Annotated in this window: 19 protein-coding genes; 4 read left to right on the top strand and 15 right to left on the bottom strand. The window is 58.6% G+C overall.

The features are described 5' to 3' along the window. Nucleotides 1-2: 2 nt before the first annotated feature. The 7 genes from BMY44_RS15345 to bchF form a co-directional block, all read right to left on the bottom strand. Entirely contained in the window at nt 3-1,433 is a 1,431-nt protein-coding gene (locus BMY44_RS15345; RefSeq protein WP_089996732.1) for a PucC family protein, read from the bottom strand. Beyond that, on the bottom strand, nt 1,433-2,125 hold the full coding sequence (gene bchM, locus BMY44_RS15340) for a magnesium protoporphyrin IX methyltransferase (protein WP_089996730.1): 693 nt from the start codon (nt 2,123-2,125) through the stop codon (nt 1,433-1,435). Before bchM ends, BMY44_RS15345 begins: the two co-directional genes overlap by 1 nt. Nucleotides 2,126-2,190: 65 nt before the next feature. Next, entirely contained in the window at nt 2,191-3,087 is an 897-nt protein-coding gene (bchL, locus tag BMY44_RS15335) for a ferredoxin:protochlorophyllide reductase (ATP-dependent) iron-sulfur ATP-binding protein (protein ID WP_089996729.1), read from the bottom strand. A 37-nt stretch (nt 3,088-3,124) separates the two neighbouring features. Then, entirely contained in the window at nt 3,125-6,670 is a 3,546-nt protein-coding gene (locus tag BMY44_RS15330; RefSeq protein WP_089996727.1) for a magnesium chelatase subunit H, read from the bottom strand. Further along, nucleotides 6,660-8,207, bottom strand: a complete 1,548-nt coding sequence (bchB, locus tag BMY44_RS15325; RefSeq protein WP_089996725.1) for a ferredoxin:protochlorophyllide reductase (ATP-dependent) subunit B — start codon at nt 8,205-8,207, stop codon at nt 6,660-6,662. The genes BMY44_RS15330 and bchB overlap by 11 nt, the downstream gene beginning before the upstream one ends. Continuing rightward, a complete protein-coding gene (locus BMY44_RS15320; RefSeq protein WP_089996723.1) occupies nt 8,204-9,487 on the bottom strand; it encodes a ferredoxin:protochlorophyllide reductase (ATP-dependent) subunit N in 1,284 nt (427 codons plus the stop codon). Before BMY44_RS15320 ends, bchB begins: the two co-directional genes overlap by 4 nt. Then, the gene (gene bchF, locus BMY44_RS15315; RefSeq protein ID WP_089996721.1) at nt 9,484-9,984 is read right to left on the bottom strand and encodes a 2-vinyl bacteriochlorophyllide hydratase; all 501 of its coding nucleotides are present in this window, start codon (nt 9,982-9,984) and stop codon (nt 9,484-9,486) included. The genes BMY44_RS15320 and bchF overlap by 4 nt, the downstream gene beginning before the upstream one ends. Before the next feature lie 271 nt (nt 9,985-10,255). On the opposite strand from bchF, the gene BMY44_RS15310 reads away from it, so the two are divergent. Together BMY44_RS15310 and ppsR are read left to right on the top strand one after the other, a co-directional pair. Further along, nucleotides 10,256-11,029: a cobalamin B12-binding domain-containing protein gene (locus tag BMY44_RS15310; RefSeq protein WP_242650578.1), complete on the top strand. Its 774-nt coding sequence runs from the start codon at nt 10,256-10,258 to the stop codon at nt 11,027-11,029. Between the two features lie 35 nt (nt 11,030-11,064). Continuing rightward, nucleotides 11,065-12,483, top strand: a complete 1,419-nt coding sequence (gene ppsR / locus BMY44_RS15305; protein ID WP_089996719.1) for a transcriptional regulator PpsR — start codon at nt 11,065-11,067, stop codon at nt 12,481-12,483. A gap of 9 nt (nt 12,484-12,492) precedes the next feature. On the opposite strand, the gene BMY44_RS15300 is transcribed toward ppsR, so the two are convergent. From BMY44_RS15300 to BMY44_RS15275, 6 genes are all read right to left on the bottom strand, one after another. Beyond that, nucleotides 12,493-13,365 carry an NAD(P)-dependent oxidoreductase gene (locus BMY44_RS15300; RefSeq protein ID WP_089996716.1) on the bottom strand — a complete coding sequence of 291 codons (873 nt, stop codon included), beginning with the start codon at nt 13,363-13,365 and terminating at the stop codon, nt 12,493-12,495. Nucleotides 13,366-13,378: 13 nt separating this feature from the next. Further along, the gene (locus BMY44_RS15295) at nt 13,379-14,485 is read right to left on the bottom strand and encodes a Gfo/Idh/MocA family protein (RefSeq protein ID WP_089996712.1); all 1,107 of its coding nucleotides are present in this window, start codon (nt 14,483-14,485) and stop codon (nt 13,379-13,381) included. Continuing rightward, a complete protein-coding gene (locus BMY44_RS15290; RefSeq protein WP_089996709.1) occupies nt 14,482-15,540 on the bottom strand; it encodes a sugar phosphate isomerase/epimerase family protein in 1,059 nt (352 codons plus the stop codon). Before BMY44_RS15290 ends, BMY44_RS15295 begins: the two co-directional genes overlap by 4 nt. A gap of 67 nt (nt 15,541-15,607) precedes the next feature. Next, the gene (locus BMY44_RS15285; protein WP_089996708.1) at nt 15,608-17,191 is read right to left on the bottom strand and encodes a glycoside hydrolase family 43 protein; all 1,584 of its coding nucleotides are present in this window, start codon (nt 17,189-17,191) and stop codon (nt 15,608-15,610) included. Continuing rightward, nucleotides 17,191-18,486: a xylose isomerase gene (xylA, locus tag BMY44_RS15280; RefSeq protein ID WP_089996705.1), complete on the bottom strand. Its 1,296-nt coding sequence runs from the start codon at nt 18,484-18,486 to the stop codon at nt 17,191-17,193. Before xylA ends, BMY44_RS15285 begins: the two co-directional genes overlap by 1 nt. A gap of 9 nt (nt 18,487-18,495) precedes the next feature. Continuing rightward, nucleotides 18,496-19,515, bottom strand: coding sequence for a LacI family DNA-binding transcriptional regulator (locus BMY44_RS15275; protein WP_165611862.1), 1,020 nt, complete (start codon nt 19,513-19,515; stop codon nt 18,496-18,498). Between the two features lie 108 nt (nt 19,516-19,623). On the opposite strand from BMY44_RS15275, the gene BMY44_RS15270 reads away from it, so the two are divergent. Continuing rightward, nucleotides 19,624-20,919, top strand: a complete 1,296-nt coding sequence (locus tag BMY44_RS15270) for an acetylornithine deacetylase/succinyl-diaminopimelate desuccinylase family protein (RefSeq protein ID WP_089996698.1) — start codon at nt 19,624-19,626, stop codon at nt 20,917-20,919. On the opposite strand, the gene panC is transcribed toward BMY44_RS15270, so the two are convergent. Together panC and panB are read right to left on the bottom strand one after the other, a co-directional pair. Further along, on the bottom strand, nt 20,920-21,759 hold the full coding sequence (gene panC, locus BMY44_RS15265) for a pantoate--beta-alanine ligase (RefSeq protein ID WP_089996696.1): 840 nt from the start codon (nt 21,757-21,759) through the stop codon (nt 20,920-20,922). Beyond that, the gene (gene panB, locus BMY44_RS15260) at nt 21,756-22,583 is read right to left on the bottom strand and encodes a 3-methyl-2-oxobutanoate hydroxymethyltransferase (protein WP_089996693.1); all 828 of its coding nucleotides are present in this window, start codon (nt 22,581-22,583) and stop codon (nt 21,756-21,758) included. Before panB ends, panC begins: the two co-directional genes overlap by 4 nt. Before the next feature lie 126 nt (nt 22,584-22,709). On the opposite strand from panB, the gene BMY44_RS15255 reads away from it, so the two are divergent. Then, entirely contained in the window at nt 22,710-24,185 is a 1,476-nt protein-coding gene (locus tag BMY44_RS15255; protein WP_089996690.1) for an ABC transporter substrate-binding protein, read from the top strand. The last annotated feature ends 9 nt before the right edge of the window (nt 24,186-24,194 follow it).

Here is a 24,194-nt window from a genome sequence, read left to right as displayed (position 1 = left end):
GGTCAGGTCGGAAAGTCTGCCAGCTCGAGCTTGGCAGATTTTTCCGATGTCATGGCCCGGACCTTTACCAAAGGCCCAAGGACAATCAGGGTGACGAAAAGCAGGCCGATCTCGGTGTGGTAAACCACCGAGTAGCCCGTTGCTGGCGTGGCGAGCGCCTCTCCCAATGTGCCGTTCCCAGCGGCATGGTTCACGAGGTCACGAATGGTGCCCCCGAAGAAAATGGACAGCCCGGCCCCGGTGGCCTGTGCGGCCCCCCAGGCACCAAGTGCCAAACCCCGACCGGCTGTCCCGATCGTGGGCATCGTCATGGCAGCTGTCAGGGTGGCGACCCCGAACAAACCACCGCCGAAACCGATCAACGTGGCTCCGGTGTAAAACAGAATCGATGACCCCATCGGGGCCGCAAAGATTACGGCACTGAAGGCGGCGATCCCGACAAGGATACCGCGCGCGGCCATCCGGTAGGTGCTGATGCCTTTGGCCAGCCAGCGGGCGGCCATCCAGAAACTGACAATCGCGCCACCCGCCCAGGCCGCTGTCAAAAGGGTCGTGGCCGACACGGACAGGCCCAGAATTTCACCACCGTAAGGTTCCAGCAACACGTCCTGCATGTTGAAGGCCATGGTGCCAAGGAATACGACCGCCAGCAGTCGCCCCGCATCACCGCCTTTGACCAGATCATCCCAGGCATCCTTGAAGAACGGGCGCGGTGCCTCGCGCTCTTCCTTGGACATGGGGGCGACCTTTTCCTGCTTCCAAAGGGCGATCAGGTTCAACAGCAAGGTGACGACGGCGGTGCCTTGCACCACCTGCACCAGACGCAGGGCGGAATAGTCTCGCAGTAGCGCGCCGATGATAACGGCCGACACGGCCATGCCGACAAGGAACATGACATAAAGCAAGGCAACGACCTTGGGGCGGGTTTCATCGGTCGCGCGATCCGCCGCCAGCGCCAAACCCGCGGTCTGGGTCATATGCATCCCGACACCGGTCAACAGAAACGCCAGCCCGGCCCCGATATAACCGGCCCAATCGGCATCAATTGCGCGATCACCCGACAGGACAAGCAAGGCCATCGGCATGATTGCCAGACCACCGAACTGCCACATGGTCCCGAACCACAAATACGGGATGCGCTTCCAGCCGATCGCACTGCGATAGGTGTCCGACTTGAACCCGACAAGCGCGCGGAAGGGGGCAACAAGCACCGGAATGGCGATCATGATCGCGACCAGCATCGCCGGAATACCCAACTCTACAATCATCACGCGGTTCAGCGTGCCCAGCAGCATGACAGCCGCCATCCCGACCGATACCTGGAACAAGGACAGGCGCAGCAACTGGCGCAACGGCAAACCGTCGCTCGCCGCATCTGCAAAGGGCAACAGGTTCGTCGACAGGGACTTGAGGGATGAGGCTTTGAATAACATCACCGCCGCCCCTCGAATGACAGCGCGGTCGAGATATAGAATCCCGACTTCACACGTTCGATTTCCTTCAGGCGGCCATGCACGCCTGCGATGCGCAGGGCATGGGCGACGCCCGCTGTGGTATGTGGCACCATCTGCGGGCTGCGGTCAGCACGTGGAAACAGCTTGCCCGCACGCCACATCAGCATCAGCGCCGGTGTGCGGGGTGGCAGTGTAAAGACACATTTGCCCGTCACCCGCTTGGACGCCTTGCTCATGATCTGCGAGATGTCGGCAGCGGTGTAGTAAATCAGCGAATCCATCGCCATCGCGTGATCGAACGCCCCGTGGGTCGCCTCGAACATGTCACCGGCCACCCATGTGATCCTGTTGGACAGGTCCTGCGGCATCCGCTTTTTCGCGATGTCGATCAGGGCTGGCGAGATATCAACGGCAACGACCTCGTCCGCGCCACGCTTGGCCAGTTCAACGGCCATTGCACCCGTGCCGCACCCGGCGTCCAGAATACGCATCCCGCGCAGATCGTCAGGCAACTGCGCCAGCATCAAGTCGCGCATCCGGTCACGACCCGCACGCACCGTCGCCCTGATCCCCGAGACCGGGGCATCAGACGTCAGCTGCTCCCAGACCTTGGTCGCAGAGCGGTCGAAGTAGTGCTCGACCCGGTCGCGTGTGGTGGCATAGCCCGTCATGTCGTCGTCCTGTTTTTCATTTCAGCGGTGCACGCCTTGTGCACGCGCGGTGTACGTCCTGTGCATCAGTCAAAACCAAGCAATTCAAAGATTTCACGATCCGGCAGTGGCGCTGGCGCAAGTGGATCTGTTCCGGCCCAAAGCGTTTCTGCAAGTCGGATATATTCCTTGCGCACTTCGACGACTTCCTGATCGTCCGGCATCTCGAACAGGGTCTTTTTCTTCAGGCGCGACCTGCGGATCGCATCAAGATCAGGCATGTGCGCGATGCGGTTGAAACCGACGGTTTTGCAGTAGCGATCAACCTCATCAGTGTCCTTGGACCGGTTGGCAACACAGCCCGCGAGACGCACTTTGTAGTTCGCCGATTTCGCCTGCACAGCCGCGATAATCCGGTTCATCGCATAGATGCTGTCAAAGTCATTCGCCGTCACGATCAAAGCCCGGTCGGCATGCTGCAGGGGGGCCGCAAAACCACCACAAACCACATCGCCAAGCACGTCGAATATCACGACGTCTGTGTCTTCCAGCATATGATGCTGCTTAAGCAATTTCACTGTCTGGCCGACAACATAACCACCGCAGCCCGTACCGGCAGGCGGACCGCCGGCCTCGACACATTTCACGCCGTTGAAGCCTTCGAAAACAAAGTCTTCGGGGCGCAGTTCCTCGCTATGGAAATCGACGTCTTTCAGGATGTCGATGACCGTCGGAACCAGTGTGCCGGTCAGTGTAAAGGTGCTGTCGTGCTTGGGGTCACAGCCGATTTGAAGGACGCGCTTTCCCAACATGGAAAAGGCGGCTGACAGGTTCGACGATGTCGTGGATTTCCCGATGCCACCCTTGCCGTAGACGGAAAAGACCTTCGCGCCTTCGATCTTGGTGCTTTCATCCTGATGCACCTGAACGGACCCTTCGCCGTCCAATCCCTTCAGGCTTGGAACTTCGTCTCTGGGGCTCATGATAGAGTCCTTCCTGTTGTATTCATTGGGGAAAAAGTCATTCTGCAGCGACTCCTTCCATCTTGTCTTCCAAAGCGTCCGCAGCATCCTGCAAGGCCGCCAGCGTCGCCGCATCGGGCGACCAGTAATCCCGGTCAGATGCTTCCAGCAGGCGGTTTGCCATACGCACGGATGCCTGCGGATTCAGAGCGGCCAGACGTTCACGCATGGAGTCATCCAGCACAAAAGTCTCGGACAATTTCTGATAGACCCACGGTTCCACTTCGCCCGTTGTTGCAGACCAGCCCACCGTATTGGTGATCTGCGCTTCGATCTGGCGCACGCCTTCGTGCCCGTGCCGCAACAGGCCTTCGTAGAATTTCGGGTTCAACGACCGGCTGCGCGTTTCCAGCGCGACCTGATCCTGCAGGGTCCGGACCTTAGCCGTGCCGCGCGTTTGATCGCCAATATAAACGGGTGCCGAAACACCGCCCTTGGCGCGCTTCACCGCACGGGCGATCCCGCCCAGCGTGTCAAAATAGTGGTCAACCGTTGTGACACCCAACTCGACCGATTCAAGGTTCTGATAGGCCAGATCGACGTCCTTCAGCGTCTTCTGCAGCAATTCCGCGTTCTGTACCGCCTTGCCGTTCACACCATAAGCAAAGGACTTGCGCGCCTGATATGCATCGGCCAACTCGTCCTCGTCACCAAAGGCCGAACTGTCGATCAACTGGTTCACGTTGGATCCATAAGCACCTTCGGCATTCGAAAAAACGCGCAAGGCCGCAGTTTCCAGATCGCAGCCCATCTGCGCGGCATAGGTCAACGCATGGGCGCGGATATAATTCTGGTCGAGCGGTTCATCAGCCGTCGCACATTTCAACGCGGCTTCTGCCAGCATCTTGGTCTGCAAAGGAAGCAGATCACGGAAAATGCCCGAGAGGGTCATCACCACGTCGATGCGCGGGCGACCAAGTTTATCCAGCGGAACAAGATCAGCCCCCGACAAACGCCCGTATCCGTCAAAACGCGGCACACAGCCCATCAGGGCCAGCGCCTGCCCGATTGGCCCGCCGTCGGATTTGATATTGTCAGATCCCCACAAGACCAGCGCGACCGTGCGCGGAAATCCGGGATGCGTTTCCAGCAGCACATCAGCCAGCTTCGCGCCTTCCTGCAGTGCGAATGCAGTCGGCATCCGAAACGGATCGAACGCATGGATGTTGCGGCCCGTCGGTAGGATTTCAGGCGACCGGATCAGATCACCACCGGGCACCGGCGGGATGTAGTGGCCTGACAAGGCCGCCATCAACGCAGGCAATTCATGATCCTCGGCCATCAGCGCCTTTGCAGCCTCTGTCGCCGGGCCATCGGGCATCTGGCTGATCATATCCGCTTGTGCCGCAGCGCTCATCGGTTGCCCGACGATATGCAGACCTTCCGGGATCAGCGATCCTTCGGTTTCCAGCAGCTTCAGCCAAAGCGTGTCCAGATCACGCGCGTTCAGGTCCAGCGCATTCGCCTGATCGCGGATCAGCTTTTCCAGATCATGGCGGGTTGCATCCTCGGGCCGCATTTCGCGCCAGCGGGTCAAGCTGTCCTTGAGTTCGCTCAAACCCTTGTAAAGACCTGCAACAGCCAACGGGGGTGTCAGATGGGTGACGGTCACAGCGTTTGACCGGCGCTTGGCCAGCGTCGCTTCGGATGGGTTGTTGGCGGCATAAAGATAGACGTTCGGCATGTCGCCAATCAGTCGGTCTGGCCAGTCGGCACCGCTAAGGCCGGCTTGCTTGCCCGGCATGAATTCCAACGCACCGTGCATCCCGAAGTGCAAAAGAACATCAGCATCGAACGTGTCACGCAGCCACTGATAGAAGGTCGCGAAAGCATGGGTCGGCGCGAAACCTCTTTCAAACAGCAGGCGCATCGGGTCGCCTTCGTAGCCAAATGCAGGTTGGACACCGACAAAGACATTGCCGAAATGCTGGCCCAGAACAAACACGCCTTTGCCGTCCGACTGGATGCGCCCCGGGGCAGGGCCCCAGACAGCTTCGATTTCTTTGAGATGTGCTGCATCCCGCACGATGCTTTCGGCAGAAACATGGGCGGCGACGTTCGCTTCCTGACCGTATTGCGCGGCATTGCCTTGCAAGATTGCAGCGCGCAGATGATCGACGCTTTCGGGCACATCCACCTGATAACCTTCGGCCTGCATGCGGGTGAGCGTGTTGAACAGGCTTTCAAAGACCGACAGATAGGCCGCCGTGCCAACTGCCCCGGCATTGGGCGGAAAGCCGAACAGCACGATGCCGACCTTCTTTTCCGCGTTGCGTTTGCGGCGCAAAAGGCCAAGGCGCAGTGTCTTTTCAATCAGCGTGTCGATGCGTTCATGGCAGGGGGCCATGGCTTTGCAATCGCTTTGTCCGATGCAGGCGTGCGCACATCCCTTGCAACCGTCTGTGCCATGTCGTCCGGCAAAGACAGTCGGGTTCGTTGCGCCGTCGATTTCCGGCAAGGCGACCAGCATCGTCGTTTCGATCGGACCAAGGCCTTGGGCGTTTTCGGCCCATTGCGCAAGCGTCTGGAATTCAAGCGGTTGGGCCGCGATGTAAGGCACGTCAAGTCGGCGGAGCAGCGCGACGGCCGCATCGCTGTCATTATAGGCCGGCCCGCCAATCAACGAAAAACCGGTGAGCGACACCATGGCGTCGACCTTGCCTTGAAAATAGGTTTCGATCGCGGGTGTGCCATCAAGCCCGCCCGCAAACGCCGGAATGACCTGCACACCCTTGGCCGCGAACCCGCGAATGACCGCATCGTAATGGGCGATGTCAGAGGCAAGGATATAAGATCGCAACATCAACACGCCGACAGTGGCGACAGGGTTGGCAATCCTGGGCAAGGCAGCCACATCCGTGGTGATGCAATGGTCCGGCAGATCGGGATGGTACAGCCCGACATCAGGGTACTCCACGGGCAGCGGCGCCTGTAGATCTTGCCAGTCGCGCCGGTCGGCATACCGCCCGATCAGAAACCGGATCATGCCTTCGACGTTGTCGTCAGAGCCGCCCAGCCAATACTGCATGGACAGGAACCAGGCGCGCAGATCCTGCGCCTTGCCTGGGATCAGCTTTAGTATCTTTGGCAGACGGCGCAGCGTTTTCATCTGCTTTGCACCGGAACTGGCCGATGGTTTGGCCGATCCGCGCAGCTTTTTCAAAAGCGCCATCGCACCGCTTGCAGGTTTGGCCATGTCCAGATCACCCATACGGGTCATCTTCACGATGGCGGTGTCCGCAATCAGACCAACCATCGCATCGCAATGGTCGCGACGGGCCTGAAGGGCAGGCAAAATGGCGCTGACGTGTTCCTCAAGAAACAGAATGTTGACGATGATGATGTCGCCGGTTGCAACCGCGGACCTCGCAGCCTCCAGGGCTGCTTCGCTCTCGCCCCATTCCGCAGCGGCGTGAACCGACACCTCAAGCCCCGGAAAGTCGGCGGCAAGGCGGGGCAGAACACGGGACGCGGGGCCAGCGGCGTGCTGGTCCAGCGTGACAATGACCACGCGGTAGGGCTTATGGATCACCTCATCGCGCATAATGGGCCTTTGCTTCGTACAAGGTATCCAGCGAAATCTCTGCCAGCCCCTTTTCGGCGGCAAATGTTTCGGTATTGCGGCGGGCTTTGCCGCGCACGAAAAACGGAATCTTCTTCAACTCTTTTTCGGCATCCGCCAGCCAGACCAGCACGTCGGACCCTGGCGTGGCATCCTCCTTCATCTGGCCGGAAAAACTCCCGCCGGAGGCATCCGCAGTCGGCAAGGGGCTATGGCCACCATGATGGCTCGGCCCGGCGGCATCATGGAATTCGAAATCATCGCGGAACATCGTCAGCAGATGTTCTTCCAGTCCCATGACAAGCGGATGGATCAACGTATCGAAAATGACGTTCGCGCCTTCGAACCCGACCTGCGGGGAATAGCGGGCGGGATAGTCCTGTACATGGACCGGCGCGGAAATCACGGCACAAGGAATACCCAGCCGCTTGCCGATATGACGTTCCATCTGCGTGCCAAGGATCATCTCGGGTGACAGGGTTTCGATCGCCTGTTCGACCTCAAGGTAGTCATCCGTGATATAGGCCTCGACCCCGAATTCGCGTGCCAATGCGCGGATCGGGCGGGCCATTTCGCGGTTGTAGCAGCCGATCCCGACAACCTCGAAGCCCATCTCGTCGCGGGCAATGCGGGCGTGGGCGGCGACATGGGTGCCGTCGCCAAAAATGAAAACACGCTTGCCGGTCAGATAGGTGCTGTCCACGGATTTCGACCACCATGGCAGGCGCAGGCGGCTTTCGTCGGCCTTCATGGGTTTGACGGTGATCTGGGCGATCTCTGCAATGAAATCGCGGGTCGCGCCAACGCCGATGGGGACAACCTTTGTAAACGGCTGGGCGTGGGTCTTTTCCAGCCAGCGCGCCGCAGCTTCACCGGTTTCAGGATAAAGCAGAACGTTGAAATGGGCGGCGGGCAGACGCGCGATATCGGCGGGCGATGCGTTCAAAGGTGCCACGACATTCACGTCGATCCCGAGATCGAACAGCAGTGCTGTCAGTTCTTCAACATCATCGCGGTTGCGAAAGCCAAGTGCGGTCGGCCCGAGGATGTTGCATGACACCCGCGCGGTCCGCTCTTGCGGTGCCGACAATGTGCGCACGATCTGATAGAACGTTTCGTCTGCGCCAAAGTTTTCCTTGCGCGAATAGCTTGGCAGTTCCAACGGGATCACCGGGATCGACAGGCCCATGGTTTCGGCCAGCCCGGCAGGATCGTCCTGGATCAGTTCAGCGGTGCAGGACGCGCCGACGATGATCGCTTCGGGATTGAAACGGTCCACCGCCTGCTGGCAGGCATCCTTGAACAGATAGGCCGTATCAGCACCAAGATCACGGGCCTGAAAGGTGGTGTAGGTGACGGGCGGGCGATGGTCGCGCCGTTCGATCATTGTAAAAAGCAAATCGGCGTATGTGTCGCCTTGCGGGGCGTGCAAAACATAGTGCAGGCCCTTCATCGCAGTGGCGACGCGCATGGCACCTACGTGTGGCGGGCCTTCATATGTCCAGACCGTCAGCTTCATTCTGCGGCCTCGAGGTTCAAAAGTGTCTTGCGGCGCACCGGACGCGAGAAAAGTCCGGCAAGATCACCGGCTTGTTCGTAGAAATGGACCGGCGTAAAGACCAGTTCGATGGCCCATTTCGTGGTCAGTCCTTCGGCTTCCAGCGGGTTGGCGAGGCCGAGGCCGCAGACTGTCAGATCAGGGCGCGCGGCGCGGGCGCGGTCAAGTTGCAGATCGACGTCCTGCCCTTCGCTGATCTGCGGGCCAGCAGGCAGCAAATCCAGATCAGGACCATGCAATGCGTCATGGATGTAGGGCGAGCCCACCTCGATCGCTGTCATTCCGCATTCACGGGTCAGAAAGCGGGCAAGTGGAATTTCAAGCTGGCTGTCGGGAAAGAAGAATACAGATTTGCCGCTAAGGACTTTGGCGGCTTGCGCGATTGCCTTGCGGGCGCGGGCGCGTGGCGCGGCTGTGACCTTGTCGAATGTCGCGGCATCGACGCCGAATTCTGTGGCAATGGCTTGCAGCCAGGCGGTTGTGCCTTCTTCGCCGAACGGAAACGGGGCCGCGATGTGCCGCGCACCACGGCGTTCGAGCGCAGCGTGCGTTTCGCCAAGGAACGGCTGCGTCAACGCAAAGACCGTTCCCGGACCAACAGCCGTTGTTTCGTCGATCCGACGGGCGGGCAATAGGCGGATGTTGTCAATGCCCATGGCCGCCAGAAGGGCGAGCATCTGATCTTCGACAACATCGGGAAGAGCGCCGACCAGTAGCAGTTCCCGGGCGGTCGTGTCTTTCAGGACTGGCACCATAGATGCAAGGCAGGCATCTTCACCTTCTGTGAACGTCGTTTCGATCCCCGAGCCGGAATAGTTCACCACACGCACATGCGGCGCATGGACCTGGCTTAACCGTTCGGCAGCGCGTTGCAGGTCGATCTTGATGACCTCGGACGGGCAGGATCCGACAAGAAACAACTGACGGATGTCAGGTCGACGTGACAGAAGGCGCGCGACTTCGCGGTCAAGTTCCGTGTGCGCATCCGCCATCCCCGCCAGATCCGTTTCTTCGAGAATCGCAGTGCCGAATCGCGGTTCGGCAAAAATCATGACGCCAGCAGCGGATTGCAGCAGGTGCGCACAGGTCCGCGAACCGACAACGAGAAAGAACGCATCCTGCATTTTACGGTGCAGCCAGATGATTCCTGTCAGACCGCAGAAGACCTCGCGCTGGCCACGTTCCTTGAGGACAGGCGCGGTGCGGCAACCGCCATTTATCGGAGGTGTCAGATCGTTCATGCCGCGCCCTCTGCCGAAAGCCGCGCCATGCGGAGTTTCCAGAGGAATTGCCCCGCGTTCACGACGTAGGCCGCATAGGCAGCCAGCGCGAGAAACATGAGCGCCGTAGGCGACAGACCACCGACAATGAGGAAGTAAATATATAATGAATGCAATGCGATAACACCAAAGCTGAACACGTCCTCCCAGAAGAACGCAGGCGCAAAAAGATACTGTCCGAAGACGACCTTTTCCCAGATCGCGCCGGTCACCATGATCAGGTAAAGAACGGCGGTTTTCAGCACGATAGACACTGTTGCGACAGCATAGCCTTCACCTGTCAGAAGGTAGCGGGCAACAAGGGCGAGAGAGACCAGAAAGACAAGGAACTGCACCGGCGCAAGTACGCCTTGAACGAGGGTCCAAACGGTACTGTCCCGACGCGCGCGTTGCTCAGCCGTGTAAAGCTGAACAGCACTGCGGGATTTCCCGACGCTCCCTGCGCTGATATCTGACATGTATCGTTTCCCTGACACTTTATTGTGTAAAGCTTAGGTGTCAGATTACATAAGTGTCAACCTTGCGTTACACCTATGTGGCACTTTCTCGCACTTGCGCCGATCGCGCCGGTGCAAGTGTTTATTTCGCTATTTGAGTGGGTTAGCCGCAAGCTGTGCAAGACTCAGGTGATTATTGTCAATTTGCTTTGACAATATGAGGTGCAGATAAGACAATATGTGGCACGACCCGCTTAGGCACGTTACAGAGCCTAACGGAAAGGACCTGCGAATGGATGACTATCGCAACGCCGACAAGAGCTTCACGTCGCTTGATCTATCAGGCGACGACGGACCGCTTTCGCCGCTCGATAAGCTTCCGAAACCGGGTTGTGATGACTCCCTTGTTGCATTCCTCAAGGCCGCCGCGCTGACGCCAAGCGCGCAGCAGTGTCGCGATGCGATGGCGCTCGCACAGATGTCTGGCGTGTCGCCTGAACAGCTTTGCGAACACTTCATTCCGATTGTCGCCCGCGAACTGGGTGCCGGCTGGTGCGAGGACGCGTTGAGCTTTGCAGATGTGACGATCGGGACGGCACGGCTGCAATCCATGTTGCGCGATCTGCAACGGGTTTCATTCGAAAGCCGTACGCCGGAACCCAACGCCTCGACCGTTTTGCTGGTTGTCCCCGAGAATACGCATCACACACTGGGCGCGATGGTTCTGTCAGGACAATTGCGGCGAAACGGATTGTCCGTGCGCCTGATGTTGGGTGCAACACCGGATGATGTGAAATACGCGTGTGACAATTCGGCGTTCGATGCCGTTTTCGTATCCGCCGTACGTGGCGAAAGCCTTGAAACACTTCGGCGAATGGTAGAGTCTGTCCGCAGTTCAACGTCGGCCAGCACGATACCTGTTGTTGTGGGTGGAACATTGCTGGAACTGCAACCCGATATCGCCGCGCTGACTGGTGCGGATTATGTGACGAGTATTGCTGAAGAGGCCATTACCCTTTGCAACCTAAAGACAAAGCCAATCCCAGCCAACATGATGGGACAATAAGTGGTGGGCTTTCACAGTCCCGAAAGGGCGCGCACATGACATCGCGCGGAACCAAGTATTGGGAGAACGGTGCGATCCCCCTGATCGCCCCCGATGTCTTGGGCGGCATTATCTCTGAAGTTTCTGACATCGGCGTTGTCATGACAGAGAAGGCAGAAGTGCTTTCTGTCCTTATCAACCCCAATTCGCTTGGTTATCAGCGGATGGAACAGTTGGAGGGCAAGCAGTTTCAGACTTCGCTTTCCGTCGAGTCTGTCCCGAAGTTCGAAGAACGGCTCGCGAAGTTTCTTGATGATGCCGGACCTGTGCGCCCGCTGGAGCTGAACCATTCTGATCCGTCGCAGCGGTTCGACTATCCCGTGCGCTATAGTTTTCACCGGATCGGGCCGGATGGTGCGATCCTGCTACTGGGGCGTGATCTGCGCCCGGTCGCGGAAATGCAGCAACAACTGGTGCGTGCGCAGCTTGCGCTTGAGCGTGACTATGAACAGCAGCGCGAATACGACACCCGCTTCCGCGTCTTGATGGAAAGCACGTCGGATGCGGTCATCTTTGTATCAACCCAGTCGGGCCAGATGACCGAGATGAACAAAAGTGCTGTCGCGCTGATCGGCGAATCCCACGACAGTCTTGTTGGCCAGAAATTAAGCGATCTGTTCGAAGGCAAAGGCCGCGATGCATTGATCGACCAACTGGCGGCTCATGCGATCGCTGATTCCGAACGGGCGATTGCGCTGACTCTTTCCAATGGTGGCGTGAAAGTTCTGCTATATCCCACGCTTTTCCGCGCGGCTGGCGAACGTTTCATGCTGTGCAGGCTGCACAAGGATGATCCCGAAAACCGGCCCCTGGATTCACTTGCAACGAACGTGCAGGCCCTTTTTGCCCGCGCACCGGATGCGATGGTGTTTGCCACAGCAGACGGCAAGATGCTGTCGACAAACGAGGCTTTTCTGAACCTGATCGGCGTCGCGCATGATGTGAACATTCGCGGGCGCAGTTTCGCGGATTACCTGTTGCGGGGGTCTGTCGATCTGAAAGTCATGATCGACAACACCGGCCGGTCCGGTCGTATGCGGCTTTATGCAACCAAGCTTGCCGGCGATTACGGCAGCCCGCGCAACGTTGAAATCTCTGTCACACGGATCGAAGCGGGCAAGGAAGAACTTTATGCCTTCATCATCCGCGACGCCAACCGGGTTGAACCGGGGCGGCCTGCGGCAGCGCCGTCAGAAGACAACATCAATTCGGTGATCGAGCTGGTTGGTAGCGCGACGCTGAAAGAAATCGTCGCGGAAACCACCAACGTCGTTGAAAAGATGTGTATCGAAACCGCCGTCGAACTCACAATGAACAACCGTGTGGCGGCAGCCGAAATGCTGGGGCTGTCGCGCCAGTCGCTTTACGTCAAGCTGCGCAAATTCGATCTGCTGAACAGGGACAGCTCGGGTTAGGCGCTTTGCTCAGCCCATTGCCTGCAAGCGCTTGAGAAGTGATGACGTATCCCAACGCCCACCGCCCAGCTTTTGCACGTCCTTGTAGAACTGATCCACCAAAGCAGTGACAGGTAGGCTGGCCCCGTTTTCATTCGCGGTGGACAGGCAGATACCCAGATCCTTGCGCATCCAGTCAACGGCAAAGCCGTGGTCCCATTTGTCATCCAGCATGGTTTCATAGCGGTTCGACATCTGCCAACTGCCCGCAGCGCCCTGGCTGATCACATCCACCACCGCGCGGCCGTCCAATCCGGCCTTCTGGGCGAAATGCAGCGCCTCTGACAGACCCTGTACCAGACCGGCAATCGCGATCTGGTTGCACATTTTGGTCATTTGTCCGGCACCGCTGTCGCCGATGCGTTTGCACATCTTTGAATAGACATCGATCACAAGTTCGGCCTTGTCATAGGCATCCTGATCGCCGCCACACATCACAGACAGCTGGGCGTTTTCCGCACCGGCCTGCCCGCCCGAGATCGGCGCATCGACAAAGGCGATGCCCGCATCCTTGGCAGCCGCATACAATTCGCGTGTCACCGCGGCCGATACCGTCGTGTGGTCCACGAATGTCGTGCCGCTGTCCATCGCGCTAAATGCGCCGTCATCGCCAAGACAGACCGATCGGAGATCGTCGTCATTTCCGACGCAGGCCATAACGAACGCGGCACCTTTCGCGGCCTCTGCCGGGGTCTTGCCCATGCTGCCGCCATGTTCCTTGACCCAGGCTTCGGCCTTGGCCGTCGTCCGGTTGTAGACGGTCACGTCATGGCCTGCCTTTTGCAGGTGCCCCGCCATCGGGTAGCCCATGACCCCAAGGCCCAGAAATGCGAGTTTTGCCATGTTCGTGTCTTCCTTACAGTTTGACCCAGGCCCCGTTGCGGCCGGATGATTTCACACAAGCGTCGATGAATTTCATACCATCTAGTCCATCGTGGATCGTTGGGTAGACAGCGGGTTTGCCAGCGATTGCGTTCGCGGCTTCGGTATAGATGTTGGCAAAGCCTTCAAGGTAACCTTCGGGATGGCCTGCCGGAATGCGCGTGCCGTCCGTCGGCCCACCGGCACCGCCGCGTGTCAGTTTCTGTTTCGGTTCCCCAAATGGTGTGAACCACAGATAATTCGGGTCTTCCTGTGCCCATTCCAGACCGCCCTTTTCGCCGTAAATGCGCAGTCGCAGTCCGTTTTCATTGCCGGGCGCAACTTGCGATGACCACAGCATCCCCCTGGCACCACCATCGAACCGCAGCATCATATGTGCGTTGTCATCAAGCTGGCGCCCGGGGACAAAGGCATGAAGATCAGCCGACAGGCTTTCCACCTTTTGACCCGTGACAAAGCAGGCCAGATTATGCGCATGGGTGCCGATGTCGCCAATCGACCCGCCAGCGCCAGAGCGTTCGGGGTCTGTCCGCCAAGCCGCCTGTTTCTGCCCTTCGGTTTCAAGTGGCTGGGTGAGCCAGTCCTGTGCATATTCGGCCTGTACAACGCGGATTTCACCCAGCTCTCCGTCCGCGATCATCTGTTTCGCGTGCCGGATCATCGGGTATCCGGTGTAGTTATGGGTCAGGATGAACAGTGCCTTGGACGCTTCGGCCGCTTTGACCAGTTTGCGGGCATCTGCCATCGTTGCTGTCAGAGGTTTATCGCAGATCACATGGATACCGCGCTTGAGGAATTCCTTGGCCGCAACCGCATGCACATGGTTCGGTGTCACGATGGCGACAGCTTCGATTCCATTCTTCAGGCGCACCTCGCGTTTGGCCATTTCGGTGAAGTCGGCATAGGTCCGATCAGGGTCTAATCCAAGCGCTTTGCCAGATTCCATGGCCTTTTCGGGTGTTGATGACAGTGCGCCAGCAACCAGTTCGAACCGGTCATCCATGCGTGCGGCTATACGGTGAACTGCCCCGATAAAGGCGTCGTTTCCGCCGCCAACCATGCCCAGTCTGATCCTGCTCATCTGTCCAGTCCCATCATCTTGGCGTTCATCGCGGCATCTGCACCGCCGTCCGCGAAATCATCGAAGGCGTGGGGCGTCACGCGGATGATGTGATCCTTTACGAACTGCGCCCCTTCGCGGGCCCCGTTTTCGGGGTGTTTCAACGCGCATTCCCATTCCACAACGGCCCAGCCATCGAAATCATTCGCTGCCATTTTTGCAAAGATCGCGCCAAAGTCGACCTGCCCGTCGCCAAGTGACCGGAACCGCCCGGCCCGATCAACCCATGACTGAAAGCCGCCATAGACGCCTTGCCGCCCCGTCGGATTGAATTCTGCATCCTTGACGTGGAACATGCGGATGCGGTCTTTGTAGATGTCGATATTGTCCAGATAATCAAGGCACTGCAACACATAGTGGGACGGGTCGTAAAGCATGTTCGCCCGTGCGTGATCGTTCACGCGCGCAAGAAACATCTCGTAAGTGATCCCGTCGTGCAGGTCTTCACCGGGGTGGATTTCGTAGCAGACATCGACGCCGCAATCCTCCGCGTGGTTCAGGATCGGCATCCAGCGTTTGGCGAGTTCGTCAAACGCCTGTTCCACCAGTCCAGCAGGGCGTTGCGGCCACGGGTAGACATAGGGCCATGCAAGCGCGCCTGAGAACGTCGCCATCTCGGTTAAACCAAGGTTCTTGGATGCGGTCAGCGCTTTCTTGACCTGATCGACGGCCCAGACCTGCCGGGCTTTGGGATCGTTGCGCACGGATTCAGCGGCGAAGCCATCAAAGGCTGCGTCATAGGCGGGATGCACGGCGACCAACTGGCCTTGCAGGTGGGTCGACAATTCCGTGACGGCGATGCCGTTGTCCGCCGCCTGCCCTTTCCAGTCGTCGCAGTAGGTTTTGCTTTGGGCGGCCTGGTCAAGATCGAACAGGCGACCGTCCCAGCTTGGCACTTGCACGCCCTTGTAGCCGCAATCGGCGGCCCATTTCGTGATGCTGCCCCAACTGTTGAACGGAGCTTCATCACCCGCGAATTGCGCCAGAAAGAGCGCGGGGCCTTTGATGGTTTTCATGCTGGACCTTTCGTTTGGCTGTCGCCTTTACCGCTAACGAAAACGATTACATAGGCTGAAAAGACACTCAAGCCGGATAATAGCCAAAGGAGGAAAACCGCGCTTCGCGGCCTTGTCCGGTGATGTCATAGCAGACCATACCGACAAATGCGCCGGTGAAGGATGAATGTTCCGGTCCGCGCCCGCCTTCGTCGGATATCAGATAGGCCTTGCGCGGTGGGCCGAGCGGGTGGCGATCCGGCCCTGATGCCCAGTAAAACTGCTGCGAGTCGCGGTCCACTTCGACGGACAATGTGATGGGGCCGTCAGGGATAAAAACAGGGTCTGACAAAGGGAAATCGAGCGATCCGCCGGGCCAGTTCGCGTTACAGGACATCAGGATCACGGCACGTTTTCCGGCCTCTTGCGTGATGAGAGCAGCGTGGAAACGGTGGCGGTCGTAATAGGTCGTCAGCCCTGCGCCTTGCTGATAGCTGTCGGGTGCGAATTCCAGCGTTGTCTCAGCATGATAGGTAAAATGTTCCTGCCGCCGCGCGACGAGCGATTGTTCGAACCAGCTGCCGATGCTTTCGCGGCCGATGAGGACAAGACAGTCATCTTCGCATCTGAAAATGCGATCGGGTTCAGGTGTGCGCAGCCACTGAAAATCGGCGTGAAGTGGGCCGCACAAGTCGTACACAACCCGTGCACCGGGCGTGCACGGCGCGTCGCCGATTGTGATGGGAGGCAGCAGTCCGCCATTTTCGAGGTAAAGCCAGTCATCTTTCCAGACGCAGCGCGCGAGACCCGTTTCGCGCCCCATCGGACAGTTGCGCGTGCCGTCAACGGTGATCGGCCGCCCCATGAGGTAGGTGTGCCATGCGGTGCCGTCAGGTGCTTGGACATACTGGCCGTGGCCTGTTCGCTGGATCGGATGGTCGGGGGCATCACGCGTGGACATGACATGTAGATCGGGATGTGTTTCGTAGGGTCCCCAGATGTCGCGGGACCGCGCGAGCGTGACGGCGTGGTCATACGTCGTGCCGCCTTCAGCGGTGGTGAGGTAGTAATATCCGTTGCGCTTGAAGATATGGGGTGCCTCGGTCAGGCCGCGTTCGGTGCCTGCATAGATATTGCGGATAGGTCCGTTTAGACCCTGCTTTTCATCCCACTTTTGCAGAATGATGCCGTCAAAAGCGTCATGCGTCGGATTACAGCCTGTTCCCTTTTGCCGGTGGTTCCAGCGCATGTTCATAAAGTATTTCTGCCCGTCGTCATCGTGGAAGAGCGACGGATCGAATCCGCTAGAATTGACATAGATCGGGTCGGACCAATCGCCGTCAATTGTGTCACAGGTGACGATGTAGTTATGCGCGTCTTTGAAATCGCCCTCGTGGCGTTTCACATCTGTGTAGACCAGCCAGAATTTGCCGTCTGCGTGGCTGAGGCACGGGGCCCAGATCCCGCAGTCGTCAGGGTTGCCCCGCATGTCCAGCTGGCTTTTGCGGTTCAGCGGGCGGCTGACCAGCGTCCAGTTTGCAAGGTCGCGGGAATGGTGGATCTGCACCCCCGGATACCATTGGAATGTCGAAGTCGCGATGTAATAGTCCGCGCCAACCCGGCAGAACGACGGGTCCGGGTTGAAGCCCGGCAGGATCGGGTTGTGAATCATCAGACGTACCGGTTCACGGTGTTCTCGAGCATTTCCTGCTTGCCCGAGACCGGTTGCGGATCAAGTGCGTGGGTTTCGGCCTTGGCTGCAATCCCGTCAAGCGTTGCGGCGGGCGAAAGATAATCGACATCTTCCCAACCGGCATAACGTTTGCGGCGGGCGGCTTCCAATGCATCGTCTTCTAGCATTTTCGCCGCTGCTTTCAGGCCGCGTGCGCAGATATCCATGCCGCCGACGTGCGCTGCGATGAGATCTTCGGGATCGAGCGATTGACGCCGCAACTTTGCATCGAAGTTTGTGCCGCCTGTCGTGAAACCGCCGCCCCGCAAGACTTCGTAGTAGGCCAGTGCCGCTTCGGGTGCGTTGTTCGGGAACTGATCGGTGTCCCAGCCGGATTGATAGTCGTTCCGGTTCATGTCGATTGATCCGAAGATGCCCAGCGCGTTGGCCATCGCCAGTTCATGTTCGAAAGAATGGCCCGCGAGGATTGCGTGGCCCTGTTCGATATTCACCTTGACTTCGTTTTCGAGGCCGAACCGTTTGAGGAACCCGTAAACCGTGGCGACGTCGTAGTCGTATTGGTGCTTTGTCGGTTCCTGCGGTTTCGGTTCAATCAGAATCGTCCCTTTGAATCCGATCTTGTGTTTGTAATCGACGACCATCGACAGGAACCGGCCCATCTGTTCGAGTTCGCGCGATAGGTCGGTGTTGAGCAGCGTCTCGTAACCTTCGCGGCCTCCCCAAAGCACGTAGTTTTCGCCGTTCAGTCTGTGGGTCACGTCCATCGCGTTTTTCACGATGGAGGCGCAGTAGGCGAATACGTCCGGGTCCGGGTTTGTCGATGCGCCTGACATGTAGCGCCGGTTGGAGAACATGTTCGCGGTGCCCCAGAGCAGTTTTGGGCCGCTTTTCATCTTGTCTTCGAAATAGTCCGCCATGTCGTGAAGCCGCGCATTGCTTTCGGAAAGGCTGGCACCTTCGGGACGGATGTCATGGTCGTGAAAGCAGTAGTAGGGCACGCCAAGGATACGGAACATATCAAAGGCAGCGTTCGCCTTGGCCTTGGCCAACGCCATCGTGTCCGCGGGGAACCAGGGCCGTTCAAACGTCTGGCCGCCGAACGGGTCGTTTCCTTCCCAGACGAAGTTATGCCAATAGCAGACGGCAAAGCGCAGATGCTCTACCATGGTTTTGCCCATGATGACCTCTTCAGGGTTGTAGTGCCTGAAGGCCAGCGGGTTCGTGCTGTCTGGCCCTTCGTAGGTGACGGGCGCAATATCGGCGAAATAGGTCATGTGATTTCCTTAGGGCAGGTTCTGTTTAACGAAGATTTGCGGCTGGATCAGACCGGCATCGCTGGCGACACTGCGCCCGTCGATGAGGTTACGGATCATGCTGATGGCCCGGGCGACTTCCTCTGCCGGGTTCTGGTCGATCACGAGGTCGATCAGGCCGCTTTGCAGGGCGTCACGGTTCATGGGGGTGAGTTCATGCAGGATCGTCACGGGCCGCATGTGTTCCGGAATTTCCCGCAGGGCGAGCAGCAAGCCAGAGTTGCCGGCCCCGACATTATAGACACCAACAAGGGCTTTTTCAGCGAAATTGTCCCGGAGCCGGTCAAAAGTCTGGACGGCATCATCGGCACCTTCGTCGGCAACATGGACGCTGATAGCTGGGAAGTCCTGCGCCATTATGTCTTGGAACCCCTGTCGGCGGTCGACATGGTCGCGCACGGCTTTCGCGCCGGGGAGGAGGAGGACGTTTCCTTGCCGCACGAACCGCCCGAGAAAGGCTGCCGCTGTGCGTCCGGCTGCCACGTTGTCCGGTCCGACGTAGTCTGCCCGCCGGGCCGCTGGCAGGTCGGACACCATCGTGACCACGCGGACCCCTGTGTCTGTCAGCGACTGGATTTCCGCGTGCACGTCAGCGTCTTCGATCCCCATCAGGACCACCGCGTCGCAGGTATCAGCGGACAGGCTTTGCAGCGCTGCGCAATAGGCCGGTGCCGAAAAGGCCGCAACGTATCGGATCGTGAGCGAGACCCGGTCTTGGCGCAGCATCGCGTCCTGCAGTGTGATTGCATCGCAAAGCTGGTCGAGAAACGCGTTGGTCGTATCGGGAATGATAAAGGTGATCCGGTAGAATTTGCTGCGCGACATGTTTGCGGCGGCGCGGTCGCGCACATATCCGGTTTGCGCAATCGCCTGTTTCACCTTTTTGACCGATTTTGCGGCGACCCCGCCACGGTTGTTCAGAACGCGGTCGACGGTCGCAAGACTGACCTGCGCGGCGTCGGCGACGTCGTGAATCGTTGGTCTTGTCATGATTCCTCCACTAGATGAGAGCATTGCACCCAAAATGATGAACGTCCATCATTTTGTGGCGAGCAGCGGGTCCTTGCCCAATTCACCTTGTTGGCCAATAGTTGCGGTATGACCAAAACCGCCACACACAACGCCCGCCTGAATGCGCTGCATACCGCCATTCACGCCCGTCGGGATGACCTGATTTCCCTGACGCAGAATCTGATCCGTATTCCGACGTTGAACCCGCCGGGGGCGCTGTATCGCGAGATCTGTGACTATCTGGACCGGCGGTTGCGTGCGTCGGGGTTTCAGACAGAACTGGTTCGTGCGCACGGCACGCCGGGTGATTCAGAGAAATACCCGCGCTGGAATATCGTGGCCCGCTATGAAAGCGGCCCGGGTGATTGCGTTCATTTCAACAGCCATATTGACGTGGTCGAAGTGGGACACGGGTGGACCCACGATCCGTTTGGCGGCGCGCTGGTCGATGGCAAGATCTATGGTCGCGGCGCTTGCGACATGAAGGGTGGTCTTGCGGCGTCGATCATCGCGGCAGAGGCGTTCATCGAGACCTTTCCTGATTTTGAGGGTGCGATCGAGATTTCGGGTACGGCGGACGAAGAGTCGGGCGGCTATGGTGGTGTCGCTTATCTGGCCGAAAAGGGGTTTTTCAGTCCTGCGCGTGTTCAGCATGTCATCATTCCTGAGCCCCTGAACAAGGACCGGGTGTGCCTTGGCCATCGCGGCGGCTGGTGGGCCGAAATCGAGACGTTTGGCGAGATTGCACATGGGTCGATGCCGTTTCTGGGCGATTGCGCAGTGCGCCATATGGGGGCGGTTTTGTCCAAGTTCGAGACTGATTTGTTTCCAGCCATGGCGCAGCGGCGCACCGACATGCCCGTCGTGCCCGAAGGCGCGCGGTCGTCTACCATGAACATCAATTCAATCCATGGCGGTCAAGCAGAGCAGGATGCCGATTTTACCGGCCTGCCCGCCCATTGCGTGCCGGACAGTTGTCGCATCGTGATTGACCGTCGCTTTCTTGTGGAAGAAGCCCTGGACGATGTGCGCAGCGAGGTGACGGGGATTTTGGATGGCCTGAAATCTGAACGCCCGTCGTTTGAATATGCATTACGCGAATTAAACTATGTGCTGCCGTCCATGACCGATCGGGATGCGCCTGTTGCGCAGACGGTCGCGGCAGAGATTGCGGCTGTCATGGGCAAGGAGGCGGAGTTCGTGGCTTCGCCCGGTACCTATGACCAGAAGCATATTGACCGGATCGGAAAACTGAAAAATTGCGTCGCCTATGGCCCCGGTATTCTGGAGCTGGCGCATAAGCCGGATGAGTATGTGGGCGTCGACGATATGCTGGAAAGTGCCGAGGTGATGGCGCGAAGTCTGGTCAAGCTTCTGGTTTGATTACACCGCGATATTGTCGATCAGGCGCACGCCGGCGAGCCATGCAGCGGCGAAAAGCCTTGCGTTAGGCTCTGTTTTGTTGAGCAATTGCAGATCTGCGCTGCGAAGTTCGAAATAGTCAATTTCGTTATAGCCGCCATTCAGAATGCGCGTTTTTGCATCTTCAATCACGTCGGACATTGCCGCCCCGTCCAATAGCGCTGTGCGTACATCATGCATGACGTCGGGCAGGATCGGGGCCTTGGTGCGTGCGCGGTCGGAAATCAGCAAGTTCCGCGATGACATGGCCAACCCGTCTTCTTCGCGGATGGTAGGGCAACCGATGACGTCGATCGAGATATTCAGATCGTCAGCCATGCGCCGCACGATTTGAAGTTGCTGATAGTCTTTTTCACCAAAGAATGCCTGATCGGCGCTTGTTTGCAGGAACAGCTTGGCCACCACTGTTGCAACCCCGTCAAAGTGCCCGGGGCGGTGCGCGCCACACAGCATGTCGGTCAAGCCGCTGACCGAGACGTTTGTTGCAAAACCGTCAGGATAGATTTGATCGGGATCGGGCACATAGATCAGATCGACGCCAGTTGATTCCAGCTTTTTCGCATCATCATGCTCGGTGCGCGGATAATTCTTGAGATCGTCTGGATTGTTGAACTGCTTGGGGTTCACGAAGATCGTGACGATGACCCTGTCGCAAGCTGCACGCGCAGCGCGCGCAAGCGACAGATGGCCCTGATGCAGCGCACCCATCGTTGGAACCACGCCGATGGTTTCGCCGGCCTTGCGCCAAGCAGACGTTTGCGCGCGCAATCCGGCGACCGTGCGTTCGATGGGTGCAATCATTTTTCTGGAGCCTTATCCGCGAACACGTGCTCTTTGCCCGGAAATTCCCGCGCCCGCACTTCGGCGGCGTATGCGGCAATCGCGGCTTCGGCATCATCGCCAAGATGGGCGTAACGCTTGACGAACTTGGCCTTGAACGCCGTGAACAGCCCCAGCATATCGTCCAACACAAGGATTTGTCCGTCGCATCCGGCAGACGCCCCAATCCCGATGGTTGGAATCGGAATGTTTGCCGTCACATCATTGGCGAGCGTTTCCGGGATTTTTTCCAGAACCACGGCAAAAGCCCCTGCGTTAGACACTGATTTGGCGTCCTTCATCAATGCATCGCGTGCGGCACCCCGCCCTTGCACGCGGTAGCCGCCGAGCGTGTTCACTGATTGCGGTGTCAGGCCGATATGCGCCATCACAGGGATGCCGCGCTGCACCAAGAACGCGATGGTATCCGCCATGCCGACACCGCCTTCGAGTTTGACCGCACCCGCACCGGTTTCACGCATCAGACGGGCCGCGTTGCGAAATGCCTGCTGCGGGCTTTCCTCGTAAGACCCGAATGGCAGGTCGGTCACCATCATGGCCGATGTCAGCCCGCGGGCGACCGCCTGACCGTGCAGGATCATCATTTCCATCGTGACGCCGAGCGTAGAGGGCAGGCCATGTAGCACCATGCCGACGCTGTCACCGACAAGCACGAAATCGCAATGTGCATCCATCAACTGTGCCATTGGCGTGGTGTAGGCTGTCAGGCTGACAAGCGGTGTGCCGCCCTTTGCCGCCCGAATATCGTCGGGCACGGGTGCGCGTTTCTTCGCGGTGGCGCTCATACCGGGGTCCTTTGGCCAGTGGCGTTTGTCGATGGATAGCAAAGCGGTCCCGCCCCTGCCAGCGCGAAGGGCTTGATTTGACGGAGGGTTCCGACAAGACTGATTATCAACCAGAGGGGGTTCATCATGCATTTTTTCAAGCGCCTTGCCGCATCTTCTGTCGTAGCGATCTGTGCCAGCGGTGCGTTGGCCAACGACAGCATCACCGTTGCCATCCAGCTGGAACCGCCGAACCTTGATCCGACAGGCGGTGCCGCGCAGGCCATTGATTCTGTCCTTTATGCGAATGTGTTCGAAGGGCTGACGCGCTTTATGGCGGACGGGTCCGTTGTTCCAGGCCTGGCTGAAAGCTGGGAGATATCGGACGACGGTCTGATCTATACCTTCACGTTGCGCGATGGTGTTACCTTTCACGATGGCACGACAATGGATGCTGAGGATGTGAAATTCTCGCTTGATCGCATCGGGGCGGAAGACAGTGCGAACGCCCAGAAGGCGCTTTATGCCGCGATTTCTGATGTGACCGTCATAGATCCCCTGACCGTGCAGGTGACCCTGTCAGAGCCGAACGGCATGATGCTGTTCAACCTCGCATGGGGTGATGCCGTCATTGTCGCCCCTGAAAGCATTGAGACTATCGCCCAGACCCCTATTGGCACCGGCCCGTTCAAGTTTGATGACTGGGTGCAGGGTGACCGGATCGAGATATCGGCCTATGACGCCTACTGGGGCGACACCCCAGCGCTGACCTCTGCCACGTTCCGTTTTATCAGCGATCCGACCGCGGCCTTTGGTGCTGTCATGGCCGAGGATGTCGATGCTTTCATCGGTTTCCCTGCCCCGGAAAACCTGCCCCAGTTCGAGGCTGATCCGCGTTTTCAGGTTCTTGTTGGCAATACCGAAGGTGAAACGATCCTGTCGACGAACAACAAGATGCCACCGTTTGACAATGTCTTGGTCCGTCAGGCGGTTGCCCATGCGATTGACCGGCAGGCCATCATCGACGGGGCCATGTTCGGGTATGGCACCCCGATCGGCACCCATTTTGCACCGCATAATCCCGACTATGTCGATCTGCTTGCGAATTCGCCTTACGATCCAGAGCGTGCCAAAGAGCTGTTGGCCGAAGCCGGGTTTGCCGATGGTTTTACCACAACCCTGAAGCTGCCGCCCCCGTCTTATGCCCGTCGCGGCGGGGAGATCATAGCCAGCCAATTGCGCGAGGTCGGGATCGAAACCGAGATCACCAATCTGGAATGGGCGCAGTGGATCGAAGAGGTGTTCACGAACAAGGATTTCGGCCTGTCCATCGTCAGCCATACCGAGCCAATGGATATCGGGATCTATGCCAACCCCGATTACTATTTCCAGTATGACAATCCGGATTTTCAGGCCTTGATGGACAAACTGAATGCCACCACCGACCCTGATATGCGGTCAGAGATGCTGGCCGAGGCGCAGACCATCATTTCAGAGGATTACGTGAACGGGTATCTGTTCGAGCTGGCCGTCGCCACCGTCGCCAAGGCCGGGATAGACGGGCTTTGGCTGAACCAGCCGACCGCCGCTGTCGATCTGACTGGCGTCAGCTGGGCAGAGTAGGAACAGAGC

It is taken from the genome of Cognatiyoonia koreensis (assembly GCF_900109295.1).
In the GTDB taxonomy this organism is placed as follows: Bacteria; Pseudomonadota; Alphaproteobacteria; order Rhodobacterales; family Rhodobacteraceae; genus Cognatiyoonia; species Cognatiyoonia koreensis.
This window is presented reverse-complemented; position numbering and strand designations above follow the sequence as displayed.